Origin of the sequence: Bradyrhizobium sp. HKCCYLS1011, from assembly GCF_051167795.1 — a bacterium.
In the GTDB taxonomy this organism is placed as follows: domain Bacteria; phylum Pseudomonadota; class Alphaproteobacteria; order Rhizobiales; family Xanthobacteraceae; genus Bradyrhizobium.
In genome coordinates this window covers 662,679-685,599 of the sequence record NZ_JBNPTT010000005.1, presented here as the reverse complement: position 1 = coordinate 685,599, position 22,921 = coordinate 662,679, and the positions used below count along the sequence as shown (strand labels likewise).

21 protein-coding genes are annotated in these 22,921 nt (G+C 64.8%); 7 read left to right on the top strand and 14 right to left on the bottom strand.

Annotated features, from left to right (window positions below; translation table 11 throughout):
• The first annotated feature begins 17 nt into the window (after positions 1-17).
• Complete coding sequence (locus ACQR1W_RS20140) at positions 18-1,085, top strand: threonine aldolase family protein (protein WP_434852409.1); 1,068 nt, start codon at positions 18-20, stop codon at positions 1,083-1,085.
• Positions 1,086-1,094: 9 nt separating this feature from the next.
• Here ACQR1W_RS20140 and ACQR1W_RS20135 read toward each other — a convergent pair whose 3' ends face one another.
• Genes ACQR1W_RS20135 through grxD form a run of 3 tightly spaced genes read right to left on the bottom strand, consistent with a single transcriptional unit; the run spans position 1,095 to position 3,276 of the window.
• Positions 1,095-2,369 (bottom strand): serine hydrolase domain-containing protein, encoded by a 1,275-nt coding sequence (locus ACQR1W_RS20135; RefSeq protein ID WP_434852408.1) that lies wholly within the window; start codon positions 2,367-2,369, stop codon positions 1,095-1,097.
• A 23-nt stretch (positions 2,370-2,392) separates the two neighbouring features.
• Positions 2,393-2,947 (bottom strand): O-acetyl-ADP-ribose deacetylase, encoded by a 555-nt coding sequence (locus ACQR1W_RS20130; protein ID WP_434852502.1) that lies wholly within the window; start codon positions 2,945-2,947, stop codon positions 2,393-2,395.
• Positions 2,944-3,276, bottom strand: coding sequence for a Grx4 family monothiol glutaredoxin (grxD, locus tag ACQR1W_RS20125; RefSeq protein ID WP_434852407.1), 333 nt, complete (start codon positions 3,274-3,276; stop codon positions 2,944-2,946). Before grxD ends, ACQR1W_RS20130 begins: the two co-directional genes overlap by 4 nt.
• A gap of 287 nt (positions 3,277-3,563) precedes the next feature.
• Between grxD and egtB the strand changes: the two genes are divergently transcribed.
• Both egtB and egtD read left to right on the top strand, forming a co-directional pair.
• A complete protein-coding gene (gene egtB, locus ACQR1W_RS20120; protein WP_434852406.1) occupies positions 3,564-4,817 on the top strand; it encodes an ergothioneine biosynthesis protein EgtB in 1,254 nt (417 codons plus the stop codon).
• Positions 4,818-4,887: 70 nt separating this feature from the next.
• Complete coding sequence (gene egtD / locus ACQR1W_RS20115) at positions 4,888-5,859, top strand: L-histidine N(alpha)-methyltransferase (protein WP_434852405.1); 972 nt, start codon at positions 4,888-4,890, stop codon at positions 5,857-5,859.
• Here egtD and ACQR1W_RS20110 read toward each other — a convergent pair.
• Together ACQR1W_RS20110 and ACQR1W_RS20105 are read right to left on the bottom strand one after the other, a co-directional pair.
• Positions 5,835-7,037 carry a low temperature requirement protein A gene (locus tag ACQR1W_RS20110; protein ID WP_434852404.1) on the bottom strand — a complete coding sequence of 401 codons (1,203 nt, stop codon included), beginning with the start codon at positions 7,035-7,037 and terminating at the stop codon, positions 5,835-5,837. The two genes, egtD and ACQR1W_RS20110, sit on opposite strands and share 25 nt — an antisense overlap.
• 47 nt (positions 7,038-7,084) lie before the next feature.
• Positions 7,085-7,324 (bottom strand): BolA family protein, encoded by a 240-nt coding sequence (locus ACQR1W_RS20105; RefSeq protein WP_008970252.1) that lies wholly within the window; start codon positions 7,322-7,324, stop codon positions 7,085-7,087.
• Positions 7,325-7,588: 264 nt separating this feature from the next.
• Between ACQR1W_RS20105 and ACQR1W_RS20100 the strand changes: the two genes are divergently transcribed.
• Positions 7,589-7,951, top strand: coding sequence for a DUF427 domain-containing protein (locus ACQR1W_RS20100; RefSeq protein WP_434852403.1), 363 nt, complete (start codon positions 7,589-7,591; stop codon positions 7,949-7,951).
• A 76-nt stretch (positions 7,952-8,027) separates the two neighbouring features.
• On the opposite strand, the gene ACQR1W_RS20095 is transcribed toward ACQR1W_RS20100, so the two are convergent.
• Positions 8,028-8,201, bottom strand: coding sequence for a DUF1328 domain-containing protein (locus tag ACQR1W_RS20095; RefSeq protein WP_434852402.1), 174 nt, complete (start codon positions 8,199-8,201; stop codon positions 8,028-8,030).
• Positions 8,202-8,477: 276 nt separating this feature from the next.
• Between ACQR1W_RS20095 and ACQR1W_RS20090 the strand changes: the two genes are divergently transcribed.
• On the top strand, positions 8,478-9,674 hold the full coding sequence (locus ACQR1W_RS20090) for an acyltransferase family protein (protein WP_434852401.1): 1,197 nt from the start codon (positions 8,478-8,480) through the stop codon (positions 9,672-9,674).
• 179 nt (positions 9,675-9,853) lie between these two features.
• Here the strand turns inward: ACQR1W_RS20090 and purL are convergent, their stop codons facing one another.
• On the bottom strand, positions 9,854-12,061 hold the full coding sequence (gene purL, locus ACQR1W_RS20085; protein WP_434852400.1) for a phosphoribosylformylglycinamidine synthase subunit PurL: 2,208 nt from the start codon (positions 12,059-12,061) through the stop codon (positions 9,854-9,856).
• Positions 12,062-12,256: 195 nt separating this feature from the next.
• On the opposite strand from purL, the gene ACQR1W_RS20080 reads away from it, so the two are divergent.
• Positions 12,257-12,733, top strand: coding sequence for a PaaI family thioesterase (locus tag ACQR1W_RS20080; RefSeq protein ID WP_434852399.1), 477 nt, complete (start codon positions 12,257-12,259; stop codon positions 12,731-12,733).
• On the opposite strand, the gene ACQR1W_RS20075 is transcribed toward ACQR1W_RS20080, so the two are convergent.
• From ACQR1W_RS20075 to ACQR1W_RS20045, 7 genes are all read right to left on the bottom strand, one after another.
• The gene (locus ACQR1W_RS20075; RefSeq protein WP_434852398.1) at positions 12,727-13,899 is read right to left on the bottom strand and encodes a cytochrome P450; all 1,173 of its coding nucleotides are present in this window, start codon (positions 13,897-13,899) and stop codon (positions 12,727-12,729) included. The genes ACQR1W_RS20080 and ACQR1W_RS20075 overlap by 7 nt on opposite strands.
• Positions 13,900-13,953: 54 nt before the next feature.
• Positions 13,954-17,457 (bottom strand): FG-GAP repeat domain-containing protein, encoded by a 3,504-nt coding sequence (locus ACQR1W_RS20070; protein WP_434852397.1) that lies wholly within the window; start codon positions 17,455-17,457, stop codon positions 13,954-13,956.
• A 456-nt stretch (positions 17,458-17,913) separates the two neighbouring features.
• Positions 17,914-18,651 (bottom strand): tetratricopeptide repeat protein, encoded by a 738-nt coding sequence (locus tag ACQR1W_RS20065; RefSeq protein ID WP_434852396.1) that lies wholly within the window; start codon positions 18,649-18,651, stop codon positions 17,914-17,916.
• Positions 18,652-18,777: 126 nt separating this feature from the next.
• A complete protein-coding gene (locus ACQR1W_RS20060) occupies positions 18,778-19,644 on the bottom strand; it encodes an amidohydrolase family protein (protein WP_434852395.1) in 867 nt (288 codons plus the stop codon).
• 16 nt (positions 19,645-19,660) lie between these two features.
• Positions 19,661-20,461, bottom strand: a complete 801-nt coding sequence (locus ACQR1W_RS20055; protein ID WP_434852394.1) for an SDR family NAD(P)-dependent oxidoreductase — start codon at positions 20,459-20,461, stop codon at positions 19,661-19,663.
• A gap of 10 nt (positions 20,462-20,471) precedes the next feature.
• Entirely contained in the window at positions 20,472-21,020 is a 549-nt protein-coding gene (locus ACQR1W_RS20050; protein ID WP_434852393.1) for a carboxymuconolactone decarboxylase family protein, read from the bottom strand.
• A gap of 13 nt (positions 21,021-21,033) precedes the next feature.
• Positions 21,034-21,852, bottom strand: coding sequence for an alpha/beta fold hydrolase (locus tag ACQR1W_RS20045; protein WP_434852392.1), 819 nt, complete (start codon positions 21,850-21,852; stop codon positions 21,034-21,036).
• 110 nt (positions 21,853-21,962) lie between these two features.
• On the opposite strand from ACQR1W_RS20045, the gene ACQR1W_RS20040 reads away from it, so the two are divergent.
• The gene (locus ACQR1W_RS20040) at positions 21,963-22,907 is read left to right on the top strand and encodes a LysR family transcriptional regulator (RefSeq protein WP_434852501.1); all 945 of its coding nucleotides are present in this window, start codon (positions 21,963-21,965) and stop codon (positions 22,905-22,907) included.
• The last annotated feature ends 14 nt before the right edge of the window (positions 22,908-22,921 follow it).

The following is a 22,921-nucleotide window of genomic DNA, read 5'->3' as shown; positions in this document are numbered from 1 at the left end:
CGTGAAGCGGATTTCCCATGATCTACACCCCTCCCCCGCGCGATCCGAACGCCCCGCCGGTGCGTGTCAATCTCTTGTCGGATACGCAGACGCGCCCGACCGCGGCGATGCGCGATGCGATGGCCCGTGCGGATGTCGGCGACGAGCAGATCGGCGATGATCCGAGCGTCAACCTGCTGTGCCAGCGCGTCGCAGACCTGCTCGGCAAGCAGGCGGCCGTGTTCATGCCGTCAGGCACGATGTGCAACGTCGCGGCGACGCTCGTGCATTGCCGTCCCGGCGACGAGATCCTGGCGCACGAGACCGCGCATATCATCTCGCGCGAGGGCGGCGCGCATGCCGCGCTCGGCGGCTTCCAGATCATGCCGCTGAAGGGCGACGACGGCCAGTTCACGCCGGACACGTTCCGTGCGGCACTCCATCCGCGCACCCGCTATCAGCCGCCACAGACCGTGGTCAGCGTGGAGCAGACCGCCAATATCGGCGGCGGCACGATCTGGCAGAAGGCGGCGCTCGACGAGATCGTCGCGATCGCCAAGGCAAATGGGATGGTAACCCATATGGACGGCGCACGGCTGCTGAACGCAACCGTCGCGACGGGCATTCCTGCCGCCGAAATGGCGGCCGGCTGGGATTCGGCCTGGATCGATTTCTCCAAGGGGCTCGGCGCGCCGATCGGCGGCGTGCTCGCCGGCAGCGCCGATTTCATCGACGAGGTCTGGCGCTGGAAGCAGCGCCTGGGCGGCGCCATGCGGCAGGCCGGCGTCGCCGCGGCCGCGTGCATCCATGCGCTGGATCATCATGTCGACCGCCTCGCCGAGGACCACGCTAATGCGCGCGCCTTGGCGCGCGGGCTGGCGCAGATCGACGGCATTGCGGTGCAGGAGCCCGAGACCAATCTGGTCTTCTTCAAGCCTGACGGCGCGGGAGTTCCAGGTAACAAGATGGTCGGTGAATTGCGCAAGCACGGCGTGCTGCTGGCGATGATGGACGGCCGCATCCGCGCCTGCACCCATCTCGACGTAACCTCGGCGATGATCGAGGAAACCATCGGGCACGTCCGAGAGATCGTACGCGCGGCGTAAGACCGCGGCTTACGGCGTCAGCGCCTCATAGATCAGGCGCCGCGTCTCGATCTCGATGCGGCCGCGCTGCGTCGGTGATTGCATCATCACGACCGCAAACATGTCGTCCTTGGGATCGATGAAGAAGAAGGTGCCGCCGACGCCGTCCCAGCGATATTCCCCTGACGTGAACGGCGGCGCGGCGGAGATCCGCACCGCGAAGCCGAGCCCGAAGCCGCTGTCCGGTCCGGGATGGTAGAAATCGTCGTGCGCGATCTCCGGGCCGAGATGATCGCGCGTCATCGAGGCCACGGTCTCGGCCTTCAGATAGCGGCGACCATCGAGCGTGCCACCGCTCAGAAGCATTTGCGCAAAGCGCGCATAGTCACCGAGGGTGCTGGTCATGCCGGCGCCGCCGGATTCCCATCTCCTCGGCCGGACGGGATCGTCGAGGCCTGCGATCGGTTCATCGAAACGATCCTGCGGCAGCGGCTCGGCCACACGGCCGCGCTTGTCGGGAGCGGCGAGCGAGAAGGCGGTGTCGTGCATGCCGAGCGGATCGAGCAGCCGTTCCTGTTCGAACTGATAGAGCGTCTGCCCCGAGACCACCTCGATGACACGGCCAAGCGCATCCACGGAATGGCCATAGTCCCACACCGTGCCCGGCTGCTCGGCCAGCGGCAGCTTCGCCAAGCGATTCGCAAACGTCGCGTTATCGATATCGTCGTCGAACAGGTTCGAGGTCGCATAGAGCTTGCGCACGGCGGTCTCGCCATAGAAGCCGTAGGTGATGCCGGAGGTATGACGCAGCAGATCCTCGATGGTGATCGGGCGTGCCAGAGGTTGCAGCGACTGCACGGTCTTGCCGTCGCGCGCCATGTCTGCGACTTTCACCTCCGCGAACGCCGGAATGTATTTCGCCACGTCATCACCGAGCTTGAGACGCCCCTCGTCGACCAGCATCATCACAGCTACGGATGTGATCGGCTTCGACATTGAATAGATGCGGAAGATCGTATCCGGCGTCATCGCCGCGCCCGTGGCGACGTCGCGTACGCCGATGCTCTGCAGCAGCACCGGTCGACCATGCTGCTGGATCAGTACCACCGCGCCGGGAATATGGCCGGCCGCAACCTCGCGACGAAAATAGTCCTCAACCTTCTCCAGCCGCTGAGCATCGAAATGCCGCGCCGGTGTCGCGGACGAATTGTCTGCGTACGCAGCTCCAATGCTGAATGCGATGATCGCACATAGCACCAGGCATTGAGACGCCAGCCGCTCGATCATAGATGCTCCGTTCGCCATTGAGGCGATCCTACCGGCGCAACTCAACGCGCGCGGCTGGCGACCGCCTCACCGAACGCCTGATCATGCAGGCGAGCGCTCTCTTCCGAGAAGCAGCAGAATACAATGTGCTCCAGCGAGGTCTCGAGCTCGATCGCTTCGAGTGTCGTGTGGACTGCGATGCCGGCAGCGCGGGCGGCCGGAAAGCGATAGACGCCGGTCGAGATCGCAGGGAACGCCACCGAAGCGAGGGATCGATCGTGGCACAATTCGATGGAGCGGCGATAGCAGGAGGCCAGCAATCCGTCCTCGCCGTGCTCACCGCCTTGCCAGACTGGCCCGACGGTATGGATGACGTGGGTGGCCGGCAAGCGGTAACCCTTCGTGATCTTGGCATTGCCGGTCTTGCAGCCATGAAGCTGCCGGCATTCCATCACCAATTCAGGGCCGGCCGCGCGGTGGATTGCACCATCCACCCCGCCGCCGCCGAGCAGCGAGGTGTTGGCCGCGTTGACGATGGCATCAACGCGCAAGCGCGTGATGTCGGCGACGACGATCTCGAATCGGGTCGCGCCGAGCTTGCGGACCGGAAAGCTCAGGCGGAGGCCGCCGCCGGGATGCCCTTGTCGGCAAACAGCTGCTGCAGTTCGCCGCTCTGGAACATCTCGCGGACGATGTCGCAGCCGCCGACGAATTCACCCTTGACATAGAGCTGGGGGATGGTCGGCCAGTTCGAATAGGTCTTGATGCCGTTGCGGAGTTCGGAAGACTCCAGCACGTTCAGGCCCTTATAGCCGACCCCGACATGGTCGAGGATCTGCACCACCTGGCCCGAGAAGCCGCACTGCGGAAACTGCGGCGTGCCCTTCATGAACAGCACGACGTCGTTCGATTTCACTTCATTGTCAATGAATTGCTCGATGCTCATCTTCGCTTCCTTTGGGGCGCCTGGCGGCCCCTGCCGCTGGGTCGTCTCGGACGGGCTCGGTCCCCGGCCAACCGTCACTGAATCTATATGTAGCTCAGATGGTTGTTTCGCCAAAGTAAAATGCCGCGGAGCTGGCATGCAAGGGGCGGGCCGAAATCGATAGGCTGATGGTAACAATATAATAGCGGATTCGAGGGTTTTATCCTGCAACCAAGCCCCCATCTAGGACGGACTGCCAGGAACTTGTTCCCGGGAGCAACGTTTTCTCCACCCAAACGGAGACCCTCGTGACCAGTCCAGCCTCCGCCGCGACCGCGCGTTCGTCGATTGCTGCTCCGCCCGCGCCCGGCTCCGAGTCCTTCGTCCAAAATCTTGTTGAGGCCTATCTGGCGGTCCGCGGCGAGACCGAAGCCCGCGCAGCACCCTTGAGCGCCGAGGACCAAGTGGTCCAGTCAATGCCCGACGCGAGCCCGGCCAAATGGCACCGCGCCCATACGACCTGGTTCTTCGAGCAGTTTCTGCTGGCCGCGCATTGCCCAGGCTACCAGCCCTTCCATCCCGACTATGCATTCCTGTTCAACTCCTATTACGTCAGCGCCGGCCCGCGCCATACCCGTGGCGCGCGCGGCCTCATCACTCGGCCCGGGGTGGAGGAGATCAGTGCCTATCGCCACCACGTCGATGCCGCCGTGGTCGACTTCCTGAGCGAAGCCGATGCGCCGACACTGGCAGCCGTCGCGCCGCTGATCGAGGTCGGCTTGAACCATGAGCAGCAGCATCAGGAATTGATGCTCACCGACATCCTGCATGCCTTTGCGCAAAACCCGATCGCGCCGGCCTATGACATCCATTGGCGGCTTCCGCCGTCGCACCGAAGTGCCGAGGAATGGGCAGTCCTGCCTGAAGGCATCCACACCATCGGTCATGCCGACGACAGCTTCCATTTCGACAATGAAAAGCCCGCACACCGCACTTTGGTCGGCCCGGTCAAACTCGCGCGCAATCTCGTCACCAATGCCGAGTGGCTCGCCTTCATGGACAGTGGCGGCTACGAGACCGCGACGCTGTGGCTCATGGACGGCTTTGCCACCGTCGCCAAGGAAGGCTGGCAGGCGCCCGGCCATTGGTACAAGGTCGATGGCGAATGGAAGATCATGACGCTCGGCGGTCTCCGGCCGGTCGATCCCGACGCGCCGGTCTGCCACATCAGCTACTACGAGGCCGACGCCTTCGCCCGCTGGAGCGGCAGGCATCTGCCGACAGAGATGGAATGGGAGGTTGCCGCGCGCGCCAACCAGCTCAACGATGCTTTTGGCATCGTCTGGCAATGGACCCGCAGCGCCTATGCGCCCTATCCCGGCTACCGCGCCATTGAAGGCGCGCTCGGCGAGTACAACGGCAAGTTCATGGTCAATCAGATGGTGTTGCGCGGCTCCTCGCTTGCGACTCCGGCCGGCCATAGCCGTCTTAGCTATCGCAACTTCTTTTATCCGCACCACCGCTGGCAATTCACGGGGCTGCGGCTCGCCGACTACGCCTGAGGATCGCCGTCTTCTTCCCGTCTCGATTTTCCATCACAGCGCGTCCGACTGCGCGTTGAGGAGAGTATCCATGAGTTTGCACATGTCTGCCTTGGCCAACGCTCATCTGCCGGACGAGCAGACCTCGGCATTTGCGCGCGATGTCGTTGCCGGCCTTTCAGATCAACCCAAGCGGCTGTCGCCCAAATATTTCTACGACGCCGCCGGCTCGGAGCTGTTCGAGCAGATCACACGGCTGCCGGAATATTATCCGACCCGCACCGAACTCGGCATCCTGCGCGATCGCGGTGCTGATATCGCGGCGATCATCCCTGAGAAGGCGGCGCTGATCGAATTCGGCGCCGGCGCCACGACCAAGGTCCGGCTGCTGCTGCAAAGCTGCACCTTTTCAGCTTACGTTCCCGTCGATATTTCCGGCGAATTCCTGAACGCGCAAGCCGAAGCTCTCCGGCAGGACTTTCCGGCCCTCACTGTACATCCGGTGACTGCGGATTTCACCACGTCGTTCAAGCTGCCCGACGCGATCAAGGACCTTCCCAAGGTCGGCTTCTTCCCGGGCTCCACCATCGGAAATTTCGAGCCGCATGAGGCCTACCGCTTCCTGCGCTCCGCGCGCGAGATCCTTGGCGTGGGCGCGCTGATGATCGTCGGCGTCGATCTGGAAAAGGACGAGCGCGTCCTGCACGCCGCCTACAACGACGCAGCCGGCGTCACAGCCCGCTTCAACCTCAATCTGCTGGTCCGCGCCAACCGCGAACTCGGCGGCAATTTCGATGTGTCGGCCTTTGTCCACCGCGCCATCTATAACCGCGAACAGCATCGGATCGAGATGCATCTGATCGCCAAGAAGCCGCAGACCGTGCGGCTGCTCGGCACCAGCCTTCACTTCCGGGCAGGCGAAAGCATTCATACCGAGAACAGCTACAAATACAGCATCGAGCGCTTTGCTGCGCTAGCGCGCAGCTCGAGCTGGACGGTACGGAGCGTTTGGACGGATGCGGCGAAGATGTTCTCGGTTCAAGCGCTGGTCGCGGAGGCATGAGGCTCCGGCTTGGACCGAAGCGACAGCGTCTCCCAGACCGCAACGATCGCCAACAGCGCGCTGGTCAGCGCTGAAAGTGCCAGCGGCGACAGCCCGGGCGCGAACCATCCCAACCCGATCAACGCGATCAAGGCGACGCCGTGGGATAGCTGCAGAATTCCACGGATCTCGCGCTTGAACAGGATGGTCCCGAACAGGAAGACGAATGGGCCGCCGATCGTCGTTGCGACCGTGTTGAGGTCTGAATGCCCCGTCGGATGCTTGAGGACAATCTCGTCCGACACGGCCGTCAGGATGATCCCGGCCACGATCGGCATATGCAGATAGGTGTATGCAGAACGCGCAATGCGCCCGGACTCGCTCGAGCGTGAGATCAGCTCGGAGCCGGCCTCGGCTCCACGGTTGAAATAGATCCCCCACATGGAGACGCAGCCCACGAAGGCGCAGAAGAAGGCGGCAACGCTGGCCTCGGTCCAATCGATGTCCGCAAACGTCGCCCCGGTCATGACGATGGTCTCGCCCAGCGCAATGAGGATGAAGCCGGCGCAGCGCTCAGCAATGTGGCCGCCGTCGACGGTCCAGTCCTCCATGGTGGAGGCGCCAAGGCCGGGGATCCAGAAACGAACCGAAGGCGAGACGTATTCGATAGCGATCGCAACGCCCCAGAGCAGCAGCCTCTGATCGCCGTGGGCGAAAGCGCCAAGGAGCCAGAATATGGCGGACGTGCTGAGCCAGCACAGGATGCGGATTGCGTTCGCCCGCGCGCTACGGCGCGGCGCTGGAGTCGCCAGCGCCCAGAACAGGGTGCGGCCGACCTGCATCGCCGCATAAGCGCTGGCAAACCACAGCCCCCGGTCGTCGAACGCCCGCGGCATGGCCATCGACAGGACGAGGCCAGCCAACATCATGCCGAACAGCAGCAGGCGAACGGGGGCTTTTGCCGGGTCCAGCCAGTTGGTGACCCAGGCGGTGTAGACCCACACCCACCACACTGCGAGAAACAGCAATCCCGTCTGCACCGCTCCGACCGGCGTGAAACGGCTGAGCAGAAAATGGGAAATCTGCGTCACCGCGTAGACGAAGACGAGATCGAAGAACAACTCGACGGAGGTGACACGGCTTTGCTCGTTCGACCGCAGCACCCGGAAAAGCGCCCCGGTCGAATTCTCTGCCGCCATCTCTCCTCCCTCAGGTACGTGCTGACGCGGCGGCCTGATCGGGTCGATCAATGCTGCTCCGGCACGCCGGTCTGTAGTGCCAGCGCGTGCAGGACGCCGCCCATCTGGCCGCGCAGGGACTGGTAGACGATCTGGTGCTGCTGGACGCGAGACTTGCCCCGAAAGGATTCGGAAATGACGGTGGCAGCGTAATGGTCGCCATCGCCGGCAAGATCACGGATCGTCACCTCGGCGTCGGGGATCGCAGCCTTGATCATGGCTTCGATATCGTGGGCGTCCATCGGCATCCCGGTCTGTCTCCTCAAAGCTTGCGCCGCTCAATGGTGGCCCCATTCGTGCCGATTGAGCAGATCGAATCAAGGCCCTCTCGCGCGACCGTGATGGCGAAATTTTAGCGCGAACCGCTTCCGGGGTCACCTCCTGAGCGACTATATGTTGGGCGCGGCCTGACAGGCCGAGCACGCCGCATTGCACGCGGCGCATGACCGGCTGCGGCGACCTTGTGCCTGCCGCGGCATAACACCCTGCGGCGTTTGGAGGGCCGATCGATCATGAAACTTCCGGGACCGGATCATCCGATCACCATTACCGCCAATCCAAAGCGGGTGCGCGTCTTCGCAGACGGCATGGTCATTGTCGACACCGCCAAGGCGCTGACCTTGAAAGAAGCGAGCTACCCGGCTGTCCAATACGTCCCGCGGACGGACGCCAAAATGGATCTGCTCCAGCGCACCGAGCGGGTGACCCACTGCCCCTACAAGGGCGACGCCAGCTATTTCAGCATCCTCGCCAACGGCAAGACGCTGGACAACGCGATCTGGAGCTACGAGACGCCGTTCCCGGCCATGACCGAGATCTCCGGCTATCTGGCGTTCTATCCCGACAAGGTCAGGATCGAGGAAGTCGCCGCCTGACCACCTCCGCGTCTGGCCGTTCCGGACCTGGTGCGCGGCACCATCCCGGAACGACCATGCATGGCCGCCTGAGGCGCTATACCCTGAAGACTGTGAGCCCGAGGATCAGCAGCACCAGGAAGATCACGAGGAAGATGTAGAACAGGATGCGCGCGATGTCGGCCGAAGCCGCCGAGACTCCCGTGAAACCGAGAATGCCGGCGACCACCGAGATCACGAAGAAGAGCAGCGCCCATCTCAGAAGTGTCACGGTCCAATCCTCCCAGTAGTGAATTGTGCGCCGCAGCGGCGCAGTCCACGTGATTAACGAGGAGGGTTGGAGACAGTTCCAGCGAATGCGCGGAGAGCGAGCGCCAGCCGCCGCCGGAACGGGGGTGTTTCCGCAAGACAGACTGAGCAACATGGTGCGCTGCCCTTGCCATTTGCAGTGCAACCGACAACATGGATCGAGTGCTTCGATTCCGAAGTTCGCTCGGCAAGCTCATTTGCAGGTTGCGGAATCAGGGCATCAGGGGGGCAGGCTCACATGGTCATATCGGTTTCGCAATCGGCTGCAGCTGCAAAGGTCGAGCTCCAATCGCCGCCGCGCACCAGAGCCCGCAATGCCGCGCTCGATCATGCCCGCACGTTCCTGACCCTCGTGGTCGTGCTGCATCACGCAGTCATCCCCTACACCTATTTCGGACACACGGACCCGAGCTCTTTCATCGGCTTCGACTGCATTGTGCTCGCGACCGACAGTTTCTTCATGGCGATGTTCTTCTTCCTGTCGGGACTGTTCGTATGGCCCGGGCTGAAGCACAAGCCGCCGCAGGTGTTCCTGCGCGACCGCCTGCTGCGGCTCGGCCTGCCGTTCGCGATCGCAGTGCTGACGCTGATCCCGCTCGCCTATTACGCGATTGAGCTGCGCGCCAATCCCGATGCGAGTTTTTCCGCCTTCTGGTGGAAGACCGTGACGGTCGGGCCGTGGCCAAGCGGTCCGGTCTGGTTCATCTGGGTGCTGCTCGCCTTCGATCTCTCGGCGTGCCTGCTCTACCAGGTCTCGCCGACCCTGCTCGATCCCCTCAATCGGCTGTCGCTGCGCGGCTTTGATCGGCCGCGTGTCGTCTTCCTGTTCCTGGTTGCCGTCACCGCGATCCTTTACGTTCCATTGCGGGTCTATTTCGGTCCCAATCACTGGTTCGAATTCGGCGCCTTTTCCGTGCAGTCCAGCCGCGTGCTGCTTTATGCAGCCTATTTCTACATCGGGGCCGGGATTGGAGCGGCCAATTTTGAGCGCGGGCTCCTCGGCGCAGAAGGCCAGCTCTCGCAAGGCGGCCTGCCGCGCTGGATCATCGTCACACTGATTCCGTACTGCCTGCTATGGGGGTTGATCGCCATCAAGCGTCTGGTGCTTGGCAATCCGCCGGTCCAACCGGACTGGTACGAGGCAGCCTACGGCCTGTTCTTTGCCGTGTTCAGTGCCGGCATGATGTTTTGCATTCTCGCCTATTTCCTGAACAATCGACGCTCGGAATTCTCCGTGCTCGATCGCATGCAGGCCGATGCCTATGGCATCTTCCTGGTGCACTATCCGATCGTGCTGTGGATCCAGTACTGGCTGTTCGACTTCGACCTGCCGGCCGTCGTCAAGGCATCGATTGCCTTTGTCGGCACCACCCTGCTCAGCTGGGGCGCCACCTGGGTGCTGCGACAGATTCCGGGCGCGAAGAACGTGTTGTAGGGCGATCCGACGCCGCAAAAGCCAGATACAAGCGCTGCTGTCGTCCCCGCGAACGCGGAGACCCATAACCCCAGGCGTTGTCGTCGGGCGCGATGTTTCGACCAAGACAACTCCGGCCTGGGAGTATGGGTCCCGGCTCGCGCTTCGCTTGGCCGGGACGACGAGCAGGCAATGACACTTTAAGCCGCCCCGCCCATAAAGGCCGGCAGCCAGCTCTCGAACCGCGTCTTCAGGCTCGCGACCTCGACCGACGCCTCCCCGGCAATCGCGATCGCATCGCCGCCGGTGGTGCCGATCCTGACGCAGGGAATGCCGCAGCCGCGCATCTTGGCGAGCACACGGCCGGCTTCAATCTCGGGCATAGTCACGATGTAGCGGGCCTGGTCCTCGCCGAACCAATAGGCATGCGGCACGATCGCAGCGGGGGCCGCGAGCAGCCGCGCGCCAATGCCTGAGGCCATCGCCATCTCGGTGAGCGCGACCAGGAGCCCGCCATCCGCGAGATCGTGTACGGCTGTTGCGGTGCCGGCGTGGATCATGCCGCGGACGACGTCGCCATTGCGCTTCTCGGCCTCGAGATCGACGGGCGGCGGTGCGCCCTCTTCGCGGCCGCAGATGTCGCGCAAATAGACCGACTGCCCGAGCCAGCCATGGGTCTCGCCGATCAAGAGGATCGCCTCGCCTTCGGCCTTGAACGCAAGCGTCGCGGATTTGGTGAAATCGTCGAGCAGGCCGACGCCGCCGATCGATGGGGTCGGCAGGATCGCACGGCCGTTGGTCTCGTTGTAGAGCGAGACGTTGCCGGAGACGACCGGGAAGTCGAGCGCACGACAGGCTTCCGAGATGCCCTTCAGGCAGCCGACAAACTGACCCATGATCTCGGGCCGCTCCGGATTGCCGAAGTTGAGATTGTCGGTAATCGCGAGCGGCCGGCCGCCCACGGCCGTGATGTTGCGCCAGGCTTCCGCCACCGCCTGCTTGCCGCCCTCAAACGGATCGGCCTCGCAATAGCGCGGCGTGACGTCGACGGTGAGCGCCAAACCCTTCGGCCCATCCTGCACGCGGACGACGGCGGCGTCGCCGCCCGGCCGCTGCACGGTGTTGCCGAGGATGACGTGGTCGTATTGCTCCCAGACCCAGCGCTTGGAGCAGAGATCGGGCGTCGCGATCAGCTGCTCCAATGCGGGGATAATTCCGATCGGCGGCGTGGTCTCGCGGGCGTGGACCACGGGCAGCGCCGGCGAAGCCACATGCGGCCGGTCATAGACCGGCGCCTCGTCGCCGAGCTCCTTGATCGGCAAATCGGCCATCACGTCACCGCCATGCTTGACGATGAAGCGCTTGCTCGGCGTGGTATAGCCGACGACCGCGAAGTCGAGGCCCCATTTGCGGAAGATGGCCTCCGCCTCTTTCTCCTTCTCCGGCTTGAGCACCATGAGCATGCGCTCCTGGCTTTCCGAGAGCATCATCTCGTAGGCGCTCATGCCGGTCTCGCGGGTCGGCACCGCGTCGAGATCGAGGTCGACGCCGAGATCGCCCTTGGCGCCCATCTCGACCGCCGAGCAGGTCAGGCCCGCCGCGCCCATGTCCTGGATCGCGATCACACAATCGGCAGCCATGATCTCGAGGCAGGCTTCCAGCAACAGCTTCTCGGCGAAGGGATCGCCGACCTGCACGGTCGGACGCTTCTCCTCCGAGGAGTCGTCAAACTCGGCCGAGGCCATCGAGGCGCCGTGGATACCGTCGCGGCCGGTCTTGGAGCCGAGATAGACGATCGGCATGTTCACGCCGGAGGCGGCCGCGTAGAAGATCTTGTCGGCATCAGCGAGGCCCACCGCCATCGCGTTGACCAGGATGTTGCCGTCATAGCGCGTATGGAAACGCGTCTGCCCGCCGACGGTGGGCACGCCGAAGGAATTGCCGTAGCCACCGATGCCAGCGACCACGCCGGACACCAGGTGCCGGGTCTTGGGATGCTCCGGCGCGCCGAACGACAGCGCATTGAGGCAGGCGATCGGGCGCGCGCCCATGGTGAAGACATCGCGCAGAATACCGCCGACGCCGGTGGTCGCACCCTGATAGGGCTCGATATAGCTCGGGTGGTTGTGGCTCTCCATCTTGAACACGACGGCCTGGCCGTCGCCGATATCGATCACGCCGGCGTTCTCGCCAGGTCCCTGGATCACCCAGGGTGCCTTGGTCGGCAGTCCCCGCAGATGGATGCGCGACGACTTGTACGAGCAGTGCTCGTTCCACATCGCCGAGAAGATGCCGAGCTCGGTGAAGGTCGGGACCCGCCCGATCAGCTTCAGGATGCGCTCATATTCGTCCGGCTTCAGGCCATGGGCGGCGACGAGTTCGGGGGTGATCTGCGGTTCGTTACGCATGGAGAGGTGCCTTTGCCCCGTGGGCCGCTATTCCCTAAGCCTGTTTCATAGAAACATAGGCCGGACCGGAAAAGGCCTTTTACGGCCCCGATCCGCCCTGTCCAGAGCTTTGGCCTGTGATCAGGGAACGGGAGATTTGCAGAGCGACGATCAATCGGATTTAAGAAGGTAAATCAGCAATTAAAGGCCCCGCCCGTGCACGACCTCGCCCGCTCCGCCTTCGACAACCGCCCCGGTATCCACATCGCCACCGACGGCGAATTCGCCGGCTGGCGCACCTGGCTGCGCGACAGCTTTGAGAGCCAGACCGGCCCGTTCTGGCACCGGATGGAGGATGACGGCTCGATCCGCTGCGCGTTCCGGGTGGAGAAGAAACACCTCAACGGCAGCGGCAACGTCCATGGCGGCTGCTTCATGACCTTCGCCGACTACTGCCTGTTCGCCTTTGCCGCGCCGATCCTGCAGAGTCCGGCCGTCACCGTCTCGTTCTCCTCCGAATTCCTCGATGCTGCGCGCGAGGGCGAGCTGGTCGAAGCCACCGGCGAAGTGACCCGCGCCGGCGTCTCCCTGATCTTCCTGCGCGGCTTGCTGAAATCCGGCGAGCGGCCGCTGTTCTCGTTTTCCGGCACCATCAAGCGGGTCCGACGGCGCGGCGAGCCCAACGGTCAGTAGAGCTGGACCAGCAGTCTGGTCTGAGACCGGAACAACATGTTGCCGCGCCATTCGAGCCTCCGGGCCAGCCGGGCCGCTTTCGGCGCGGCGGCCAGGAAGGCCAAGAGCCCCTCCTCGAGGATGCAATGCGCGAGCCCTGCCCCGAGACATCGATGCGCGCCGAAGCCGAAGCTTGCGTGCCGCAAAGCCTGCCGGTTGAGGTTCAGCCGGTCGGGCTCGGCGAACACGGTCGGGTCGCGATTGGCCGCCCCGAGCCATAGCACCAGCGTCTGTCCCGCCGAAATTCGCTGTCCCTGCCATTCGAAAGAGGCTGTTGCTCGCCGCATCAATCCCTGCAGCGGCGTGTCGTAGCGAAGCAGCTCGTCGATGGCCCCCGTGTCGCAATCGCCATGCCGGAGCTTCCGGAGTTCGGACGGATGATCGAACAGCGCCAATAGCGCATTGGCCAGCGCATGCGTGCTGGTCTCGTGACCGGCCAGCAGCAGCAGCGACGCGGTTGAGATCACCTCGTCCCGGCTCATCACGGCGCAGTTCACGCTTGAACCTGCGAACGCGCTGATCAGGCCGGACGCCTGCACGCGGCCAACCTGCTGCGCCAGATAGGCACGCGTCGCCTGCACCGCCTCGATCGCCCGCGATATCTGGCTCGCCGAACAGCCGCGTCCGGCCCCCTGTTCGATGCACTCCGACCAGCGCCGAAACTGCACGTGATCCTGCTCGGGCAGACCGAGTGCATCGCAGATCGCTGCCAGCGCGAGCGGCGCGGCGTAGTCGCCGATGACGTCGATGATTGCAGCGCGGCTGAGCAGCCTGCCGAGCAGCGCCTCGGCGCGTTGGCGTACGAGCGGCCGCATTTGATCGGCGAACCGGTGAGGCATGGCGCGCTTGGCGAGCGCCCGGAGCCGCGCGTGATCGGGACCGTCCATCCGGATCAGCCAGTGCGCGAGATGCTGCTCCAGCATGTCGCCCCGCCTGCCCTCGCCCACCACCGGCTGCGCCAGCGGCAGCCGCCCCACGGACAGCGCCGGATGCCTGATGAGGTCCACGACGTCACGATAGCGGGTCAGTGTCCACGCGTTGACATCAGGATTCCAGCACGCCGGCGCTTGTGCGCGCAGGCCGCGGTAATAGGCATAGGGATCGGCGACATAGGCGGCAGCGTGCATGACCGGCTTGCAGCTTCATGCGGGGTGCCGCATCCGGCACCCCGCGCTCTTACTTCACATCGTCGCCAGATCCGGCCACGACCATGAGAACGGAAGATTGGCCGCCGCCACTGCGCCGGCCTGATCTTCGTTGCCGAACCAGCCGGGTATCTGCACCGGGCTGCTCCAGCCGCCGGTGACGTTGCCGGTGATGTCCAGCTTCCAGCCGATCCGGTAATAGCCGTGATTGCCGTTGGACGGATGATCGAGGTGGAACACGATCAGGTCGGGCCGGCCATCGCCATTCACGTCGGCGACCGCGATGCTGCCGCCCTGGTTTTCATTGCCGAACCAGCCGGGGATCTGAACCGGGCTGCTCCAGCCCCCGGTGACATTGCCCGCGGCGTCGAGATTCCAGCCGATGCGGTAGTAGCCGTGATTGCCGTTCGAGGGATGATCGATGTGAAACACGATCAGATCCGGCCGGCCGTTGCCGTTGACGTCGGCAAGCGCAATACCGCCGCCCTGGTTCTCGTTGCCGAACCAGCCGGGAATCTGGATCGGATTGCTCCAGCCGCCGGTGACGTTGCCCGCGGTGTCGAGATTCTTGCCGACGCGGTAGTAGCCGTGATTGCCGTTCGAGGGATGATCGATGTGGAAGACGACCAGGTCGGGCCGGCCGTTGCCGTCGAGATCACCGACCGCAATCCCGCCGCCCTGATTCTCGTTGCCGAACCAGCCGGGAATCTGGACCGGGCTGCCCCAGCTCGCGGCGCGGCCAGCAGGCGTCAGATCCCAGCCGATGCGGTAGTAGCCATGATTGCCGTTGGACGGATGATCGATGTGGAACACCACGAGATCCGGCCGGCCATTGCCATTGATGTCGGCCGTCGCGATGCCACCGCCCTGGTTCTCATTGCCGAACCAGCCGGGGATCTGGGCCGCCGTGCCCCAGACCGCGCCGCCTGAACTGTCGAGGCCCTCGCGTGTCATGCGGCAATAGCCGTGATTGCCACCTGACGGATGATCGAGATTGAACGCGACGAGGTTCAGTTGCGCGGCCGCGCTGAGCGCGGGAAGCCGGTAGCACGCGAGACCGCGATTGGTCCCGACGAACACGCTGTTCTCGGTGCAGCTCATCGGCGGGTAATGAGGAAGCACGGCGGAGCGATCATTGGGATCCCGCAGCGAGTTGAACAGCTCGGTGCCGTCGAGACCGTTGAACGCCCACAGCGCCGAGGGATTGTGGTCGTCGCCGCCGTCGGTCACCCAGACCAGGGGAAGCTCGCCGAGCCGGTCGGTGGCCGGCGTCGTGATGACGATCGGCGAGCCTGCTGCGTTCGCGAAGCCAACGGTCGAACCGAAGATGTCCTTGGCCTGCCAGAATTCGTGCAGGCCGAAGCGGCCGTCCTGCGTGCCGATCTTGAATGCGCACAGGCCGGGTCTGCCGGCGCCGCTCAGATAGACAATACGATCGCCATTGGCCGCACGATAGAATGCCGGCGCGCATCTCACCTCGCCGTTGAACGGATGAATGCGCTGAACTTCGCCGGCCCAATGCCCGAGGCTTGCGCTGCTGAGCAGGTAGACATTCCCCGCTTTGTCACCGGTGACCAGCAGCCGCGCGATCTCGTCCGACTGAGGAGGCACCAGCAGGGCGCTGGCGCCGCCGAGATCATGGTCGTCTGCGTTGAGCTGTCGCGTATCTCCGGGGGCATACCAGTCCGCCGCCACCAGGCTGCGCGAGATCTGCAGATCGAAGCCGACCCGGTAATAGCCGTGATTGCCGCCGGAGGGATGATCGATGTGGAAGGCGACCAGGTCCGGCTGCGCGTTTCCGTTGATGTTTCCGATCGCGATGCCGCCGCCCTGGTTCTCGTTGCCGAACCAGTCGGGAATCTGAACCGGGTTGCTCCAGCCGCCCGTGGCGTGGCCGGCGGCGTCGAGGGACCAGCCGACCCGGTAGTAGCCGTGATTGCCGTTCGAGGGATGGTCGAGATGGAAGACGACCAGATCCGGGCGGCCGTCGCCGTTGAGGTCGCCGATCGCGATGCCGCCGCCCTGATTCTCATTGCCGAACCAACCCGGGATCGGAATCGGATTGCTCCAGCCACCGGTGACGTTGCCCGCGACGTCCAGATTCCAGCCGATGCGATAGTAGCCGGCGTTGCCGTTCGCCGGATGATCGATGTGAAACACGATCAGGTCGGGCCGGCCGTTGCCATTGAGGTCGGCGATGGCGACGCCGCCGCCCTGGTTCTCATTGCCGAACCAGCCGGGCACCTGGATCGGACTGGTCCAGCCGCCAGTGACATTGCCCGCTGCGTCCAGATTCCAGCCGATCCGATAGTAACCGTGGTTGCCGTTCGATGGGTGGTCGATATGAAACACCACGAGGTCCGGCCGGCCATTGCCGTTGACGTCGGCCAAAGCAATGCCGCCGCCCTGGTTCTCGTTACCGAACCAGCCGGGGATCTGAACCGGATTGCTCCAGCTGGCCGCATGGCCGACAGCGTTCAAGTCCCAGCCGATCCGATAGTAGCCGTGATTGCCGTTCGAGGGATGATCGATGTGAAACACCACGAGGTCCGGCCGGCCATTGCCGTTGACGTCAGCCAAAGCAATGCCGCCGCCCTGGTTCTCGTTACCGAACCAGCCGGGGATCTGGAGGGCGGGATCATGGATGTCGGTCCAATCTCCGGTCTTTGCCGCAGGCGTGGATTCGACGCGCACCACCGCTTCGAAGAAATCGCCGACGTCGCCCGGATGCTTGCCTGGGCCGAGATGATTCCAATAATCATCGTTGTCCGACGACGTCGAGTTGCCGGTCACGACGAAGATGTTGTTGGAGGCATCCGCCGTGGCCCCACCCGGCCCCCAAATGCCGCCGCCGAAGGTGCGTTGCGAGCCCATGGGGAGGAATTGCTGCTTGGTCAGATCGTCCGTCGCGCACGAGACGACCCAGCCGCGATACGGCCCGTTGTCGTCCGCCAGGAAATCCGCGAACGTCACGAACACCTGACCGCCGGCGATCAGCAATGCGCCCCGCTGATCATGATCCTTACCGACGAAGACGGGGCCATTGGCACCGGAGTCGAGGATCGGCGCCTGAGCCAGGACGTCGCCCGTATCCAGATCGAGCGAATAGATGCGATATTCCCCGGACTCGGTCATCGCCGCAACGAACAGACGGCGCTTGTCCGGCTCGAGCACCATGGTGCCGCACACCCCGACCGGCGGCGGAATGTTGCTGCCATGCCTGGTGTTGGGGATCGTCAGTGTCCTGCGCCAGATCGGATTGGTCGAGCCCGCGCGCAGCTGCTCCTCGGAATAGGACAGTACCAGATTGGCTGACGTCGCCACGTAGAGCATCGTATGGGTCTCGCCGGAGTGGCTGCCCTTCTTGATCTGCCAGTCCGGCAAGAACAGCACGGCTCCGCGAACCGGAGCTCCGAGATCGAGCTCCTGATATTTCCCCCACGCCCGGCCGCCGAGGCGCCGACGCTGCAGCGGATTTGACCGAACGAGCAGACCGGTTCGGGCATTGTCATAGTGATACGTAGGACAATTCATCCTCATCACGACCCTCCTCTCGAGATTGACATGTACGACGTCTCCCGGTGCACGCGCAGCAAGCGGCCGGATAGGCCGCGGGCGGTCGCGGCCTTCGTATCTTTCGCAAGTAGAGTTACGGGGATGTCGTCCGGCTGCACGTGATCTACATTACAACCGAGCCGATTTTTTCACGCCCGCACACGTCTCAGTTCAGCGCGGCGGACAGACAGCAGCAAGCTTCAGCCATCCAGATACCGGACTGAGCCTGTCAGGAAAGAGTGCCTGCGTGTCTCAGACGCGACACCATGCACGACCGTGTAGTTGGAGCTGCGATATCCGCGCGACGATCCTGATGCGAGCGGTCAGCGGACACGGGCTTGCGAAGGGGCTCACCGACAGTGCGGCAAATGTCGATATTGGTCGCGCCTGATCAATGTCCGGGTCGCCGCGCGGCGTCCCGGCCACGAATACGACGCAGGTTCACCCCGCGATCTGCTTCTCGGCGATCGCAATCCATTCCGCCTGCACCTTGCGCACATGGCGAGGTGCCCGCTTCATCTGGATCAGCAGCTCGGTGAAGACCACCTTCGCCTCGGCGATCCGGCCGACCAGCTTGAGTAGCAACCCATAGCGGACTTTGGCCTCGCTGCTCGGAGCATAGGCCAACAGCGCGTGGTACTCCTCCAGCGCCTCGTCGGTACGGCCCGCGTCCTGCAGCGCCCGTGCGTAGAGCAGATGCGCTTCGGCGGAATTGTAGTCAGGCCAGGCCTTTTGCAGCTCGTCGAGCGTCGCCAGCGCGTCGCTGGGCCGCCTGCGGGCGAACTGCGCCTTGGCTTTGCCCAATGCGTAGAGCGGCTCATGGCCCATCGGCAGGCTGAGGATATGATCGTAATGGTGCTCGGCCTCATCATAGCGGCCGACCAAGACGCATTCCTCGGCCAGTGCCGCCCGATTGGCGATGGTGTCGGTGATCGCGAGCCGATCCGACAATTCGCGATACTGCTTCTCTGGATCGAGCTTGTTGGCGACGCGCTTGCGCGCCCGTTGCACGTCATGGCTGCCAAGCCATTCCGGCACCAGCTCGACCACGATATAGGCGAGCGAGCCGATCAGCGGGACCATCAGGATGATGAAGGCCCAGGGCTGCAGGCGTCCGGTCCGCGCCGCATGATAGATCAGCGTGATGTCGAGCAATAAAACGACCAGTGCGACGGGCACGGCGAAATCCCCACCAACGGACAACTTGCGCGCGCCTTGATAGCGCGCCCCTCCAGAACTCACAATCCCGGGTTGACGCAAGCGCCATTCACGACGGATATGTGACGCAGCCGGGCCACATCAGGTTCAAAGGGCGCGCGCCGGGGTGTCGAAGCCGAACAGCTCGGCAGGATTGTCGACGAGAAGCCGGCGCCGCAACGCATCCGAGGGCGCGATCTCGGCCAGGAGATCGACCAGCGCGACGTCGTCGGGCATCGGACCACTGATGTTGACGTGCGGCCAGTCGCTCCCCCACAGCACGCGCTGCGGCGCGTGCGCGGCGAGACTACGGGCAAACGGCACGACGTCGTGATAGGGCGCGCCCATCAGCGAGATGCGGTCGGCGCCGCTGAGCTTCACCCAGACCCGTCCGCTGTCGAGCAGGCGAAACAGGATGTCCTGGCATGCTGCGAGGTTCTGGCCCAGATCCGGGCGGGCCATGTGGTCGATGACCACGCGCGCCTCGATCGCTGCGATCAGATCAGCGTAGCGGATGAGATCGGCGCCGGTGACGTGAATCGCGACATGCCAGTCGAACGGCCGCACCAGCGCGAGCACGGCCTGCACGCGCTCCGGCGCCGGCGCGCCACCAAGATGAGCCAGGAAGTTGAAACGCACGCCGCAGACGCTCGCCGCGTCCAAACGCGCGACCGCATCGACCGACACGTCCGGCCCGAGCACGGCGACGCCGCGATAGCGGCCACGGCCCACGGCAAGGGCATCGAGCAGCGGGCGATGGTCCCGGCCATGGCCCTGGCTGTGCACGATGACGGCGCGGTCGAAGCCGAGACCTTCATGCAGCTGGCGCAGCGCCGTTTCCGGCGCCTCCGGCGGGGTGAAGCTGCGATCGTCCGGCAGCGGAAAGCGATCGAACGGACCGAAGATGTGGCAGTGCGCGTCGCAGGCGCCGCGAGGCAGCACGCGGCGCTCGGTCTGGATCGAAATTTCGGACATGGCAGCGCTCATGGTCTCAGTCACAGCGGGCGCTCATGCCGCCGTCGACGACGATCTCGGTGCCGGTGATGAAGCGGGCCTCGTCGGAAGCGAGAAACAGCGCGGCGTTGGCGGTGTCGCGACCGTCGCCCATGAAGCCGAGCGGAATGCGGGCCTGCCGCGTCCGCAGCAGGGCCGCGACGTCGCCACCGGCACGCTGCCCGGCCAGACGCGCCTCGACCATCGGGGTGTGCATCTGGCCGGGCACGATAGTGTTCACGCGAACGCGCTTCGACGCGTACTGCACGGCGACGACGCGCGAGAACTGGATCACAGCGGCCTTGGCCGAGGCGTAGCCGACCTGCGCCGACCCGGTCCAGCGGATGCCCGAGGTCGAGGCCGTGTTGACGATGGCGCCGCCGCCCTGCGTTGCCATGTGCGGCAGCACCGACTTGCAGGTCAGGAACACGCTCTTGAGGTTGAGATCGAGCTGCCGGTCCCACCCATCCTCCGTCAGTTCGACTGGGCCGCCCGGCGCCGATCCGCCGACATTGTTGACCAGAATGTCGACCCGACCGAACGCTGCGATACAGGCATCGACCATGGCGGCCACGGCCGTAGCGTCGGTGACATCGCAGCTGTGAGCGGTGATCGTGCCGCCTTCGGCGTGGGCGCACGCCAAGGTCTCGTCGATGCGTTCGGCGTTGCTGTCGACGGCAAACACCCTGGCTCCCTCGCGCGCGAAGATGACCGCGGCAGCCCGGCCGTTGCCCCAGCCCGGACCGACGCATCCGGCGCCGGTGATGATCGCGACCTTGCCGTCCAGGCGCTTCGTCATGACCGTCTCCTCAAGGCTCCAGTTCCGGCCTCTCGCCGTCCGGCAGGCCGATATCGAAGGCGTTAAGAGTGAGCGCCACCAGCGCGTAGTAGCCGATGATGCCGACGAGATCGACCACGCCGCGTTCGCCGAGGGCCTCGGTCGCAGCCGCATGCAGATCGTCCGGTACCCGCCCGGTCGCCAGCAGCACTTTCGTGTAGTCGTGAACCAGCTTCGCTTTGGCATCGGTGAACTCCGGCGCGCGCCGCTCCGCGATCGCGCTGATGACGGCCGGGTCGATGCCGGCCGCAAGCCCGTCACGCTTGTGAGCGTACCACTCGAAATGAGAGGTCCAGTGCCGCGCGGTAACCAAGATCGCAAGCTCGGACAACGCTGGTGGCAAGGACGTGTCGTAGCGCACGAACTCGCCGAGCTTCTGGGCGCGACGCCCGAGCTCCGGACTGTGCAGCCAGGCCCGCAGCGGCGCCGGGATGCGGCCACGCTTTCCAGCAATGGCCTCTTCCGCAACGGCACGCTGCGCGTCATCCATATCGGCGATAGCAAGCTCTCTGATGCGCATGCGATCGCTCCTGTCACGACACGCAAGGCAGGACCGGCTGAGCCGCCGGCCGCGCAAGGAAAGCGAGCAGCCGCCGCGCCATCTCGGCCGGCGCCTGCACTTGCATCAGATGACCGGCCTCGTCGATCCTCGCATAGTCGGCGTGCGGGATCATCCGCGCCAGAGTCGCGACCTGCGGCTCCGGCCGCAACAGATCATGCGCTCCGGCGAGCAGCAGACAGCGATGCGAGATGTCCCGCAGACGCCCAAGCAGGTCGACCTTGGCGAAGGCGAGATTGTTGTGCGCATAGCCGACCGGATCATTGCCGAGGAAGCGACCGAGATAGGCCAGATATGCATCGCGGTCACGCCGCAGGGCGGGCGGATAGGAGCGGTCGAGCGTCTCGGCCGCTACGGCACGCATACCCGAGCGGATGCACAGCTCAGAGCGCCGGGTCAGATAGTGCACGCGATCGGCATCGACGCTAAGCGCAGGGGCGCACAGCGCCAGCGAGGACACGCGGTCCGGATGCGCCAGCGCGAAGCTGACCGCTACCGCGGCCCCGGCCGCGACGCCGGCAATATCGACGGCCCCATCGATCCCGAGCGCCGTCAGCAGCCGCTCGAGATCGCCGACATGATCATCGAAACTGAACGACGAACGCGGCTTTTCCGACAGTCCGGCGCCGCGCAGATCATGGCGCAGGACACGCCGACCGTCGCCGAGCTCGGCCATCAACGCATCGAAGCTTTCGAGGCTGCCGCCGAGCTCATGCAACAGCACGAGTGTCTGCGCTCCCTTGCCCCGCATCTCATAGCGCAGGGTCAGTCCGTCGAGATGTATCCAGTTCATGGGCAAAGGGCTCGTCTCATTCTGGTCGGCGCCGGCGGGACGGCGCGGTTTGACTCGTCATGCCCCGCTTGCAATAAACCGCGGCGGGCGGCGGCGCAGAGGACACGGCCATCGACATCCGCGAGCTTCGTTACTTCGTACAGGTGGCGCGCGCCGGCAGCCTGAGCCGGGCGTCGGCAATGCTCAACGTCGCGCAGTCCGCCCTGAGCCGACAGCTGATGAAGCTGGAGGATGAGCTCGGCGTCGCGCTGCTGGTCCGGCACGGCCGCGGCGTCCGTCTGACCCGCGCGGGCACCACGTTTCTCGATCATGCTCATGCCGTGCTGCTGCAGATCGATCAGATGCCGGGCGCTGTCCGCTCGCTGGACTCGAGCTTTGCCGGCCACATCGTGCTGGGCGTGCCGCCGGTCGCTGGCCTGCGCATTGCGCCGTCGGTGGTGGTGGAGCTGCGCAAGCGCTGGCCCCAGGCTTCCGTGCAGATCCGCGAAGGTATCAGCTCCTCGCTCGAGGAGTGGCTGCTGGACCGCCGACTCGACATCGCCGTGCTCTACAATCCGCCGCCGCTCGACGGCATCGAGCTGGCGCCCATCCTGCACGAGCGCATGGTCGTCGCCGGCCCTCCGGCCGAAGGCGGGCAGCCAGTAGCCAAGACGATCCGCTGGCGCGAGCTGGCCGGATTGTCGCTCATCCTGCCGAGCCTTCCGCACAGCAACCGACGCCTGATCGAGCAGGCTGCGATCCAGAACGGTGCGCGGCTCAACGTCGCCTTCGAGGTCGACAGCGTGAGCATGACCAAGGCGATGGTCAAGCGTGGCCTGGGTGCGACGATCCTCGCCTATGCGGCGGTGGCGGCCGAAGCCAAGCGCGGCGAGCTCTCTGTCCGGTCGATCGAACGGCCGCCCTTGATCTCGACCGTCTCGATCGGCATGCCGCGCGAGCGGCAGCCGACCTGGCTGGCAGACCAACTGCTGGCGCTGATGCGCGAAGTGATCTCGCGATGCGTTGCCGACGGCAGCTGGCCTGACGCCAAGATCATCGACGGCTACATGCGCTGAAGCCTGCGCCGAAC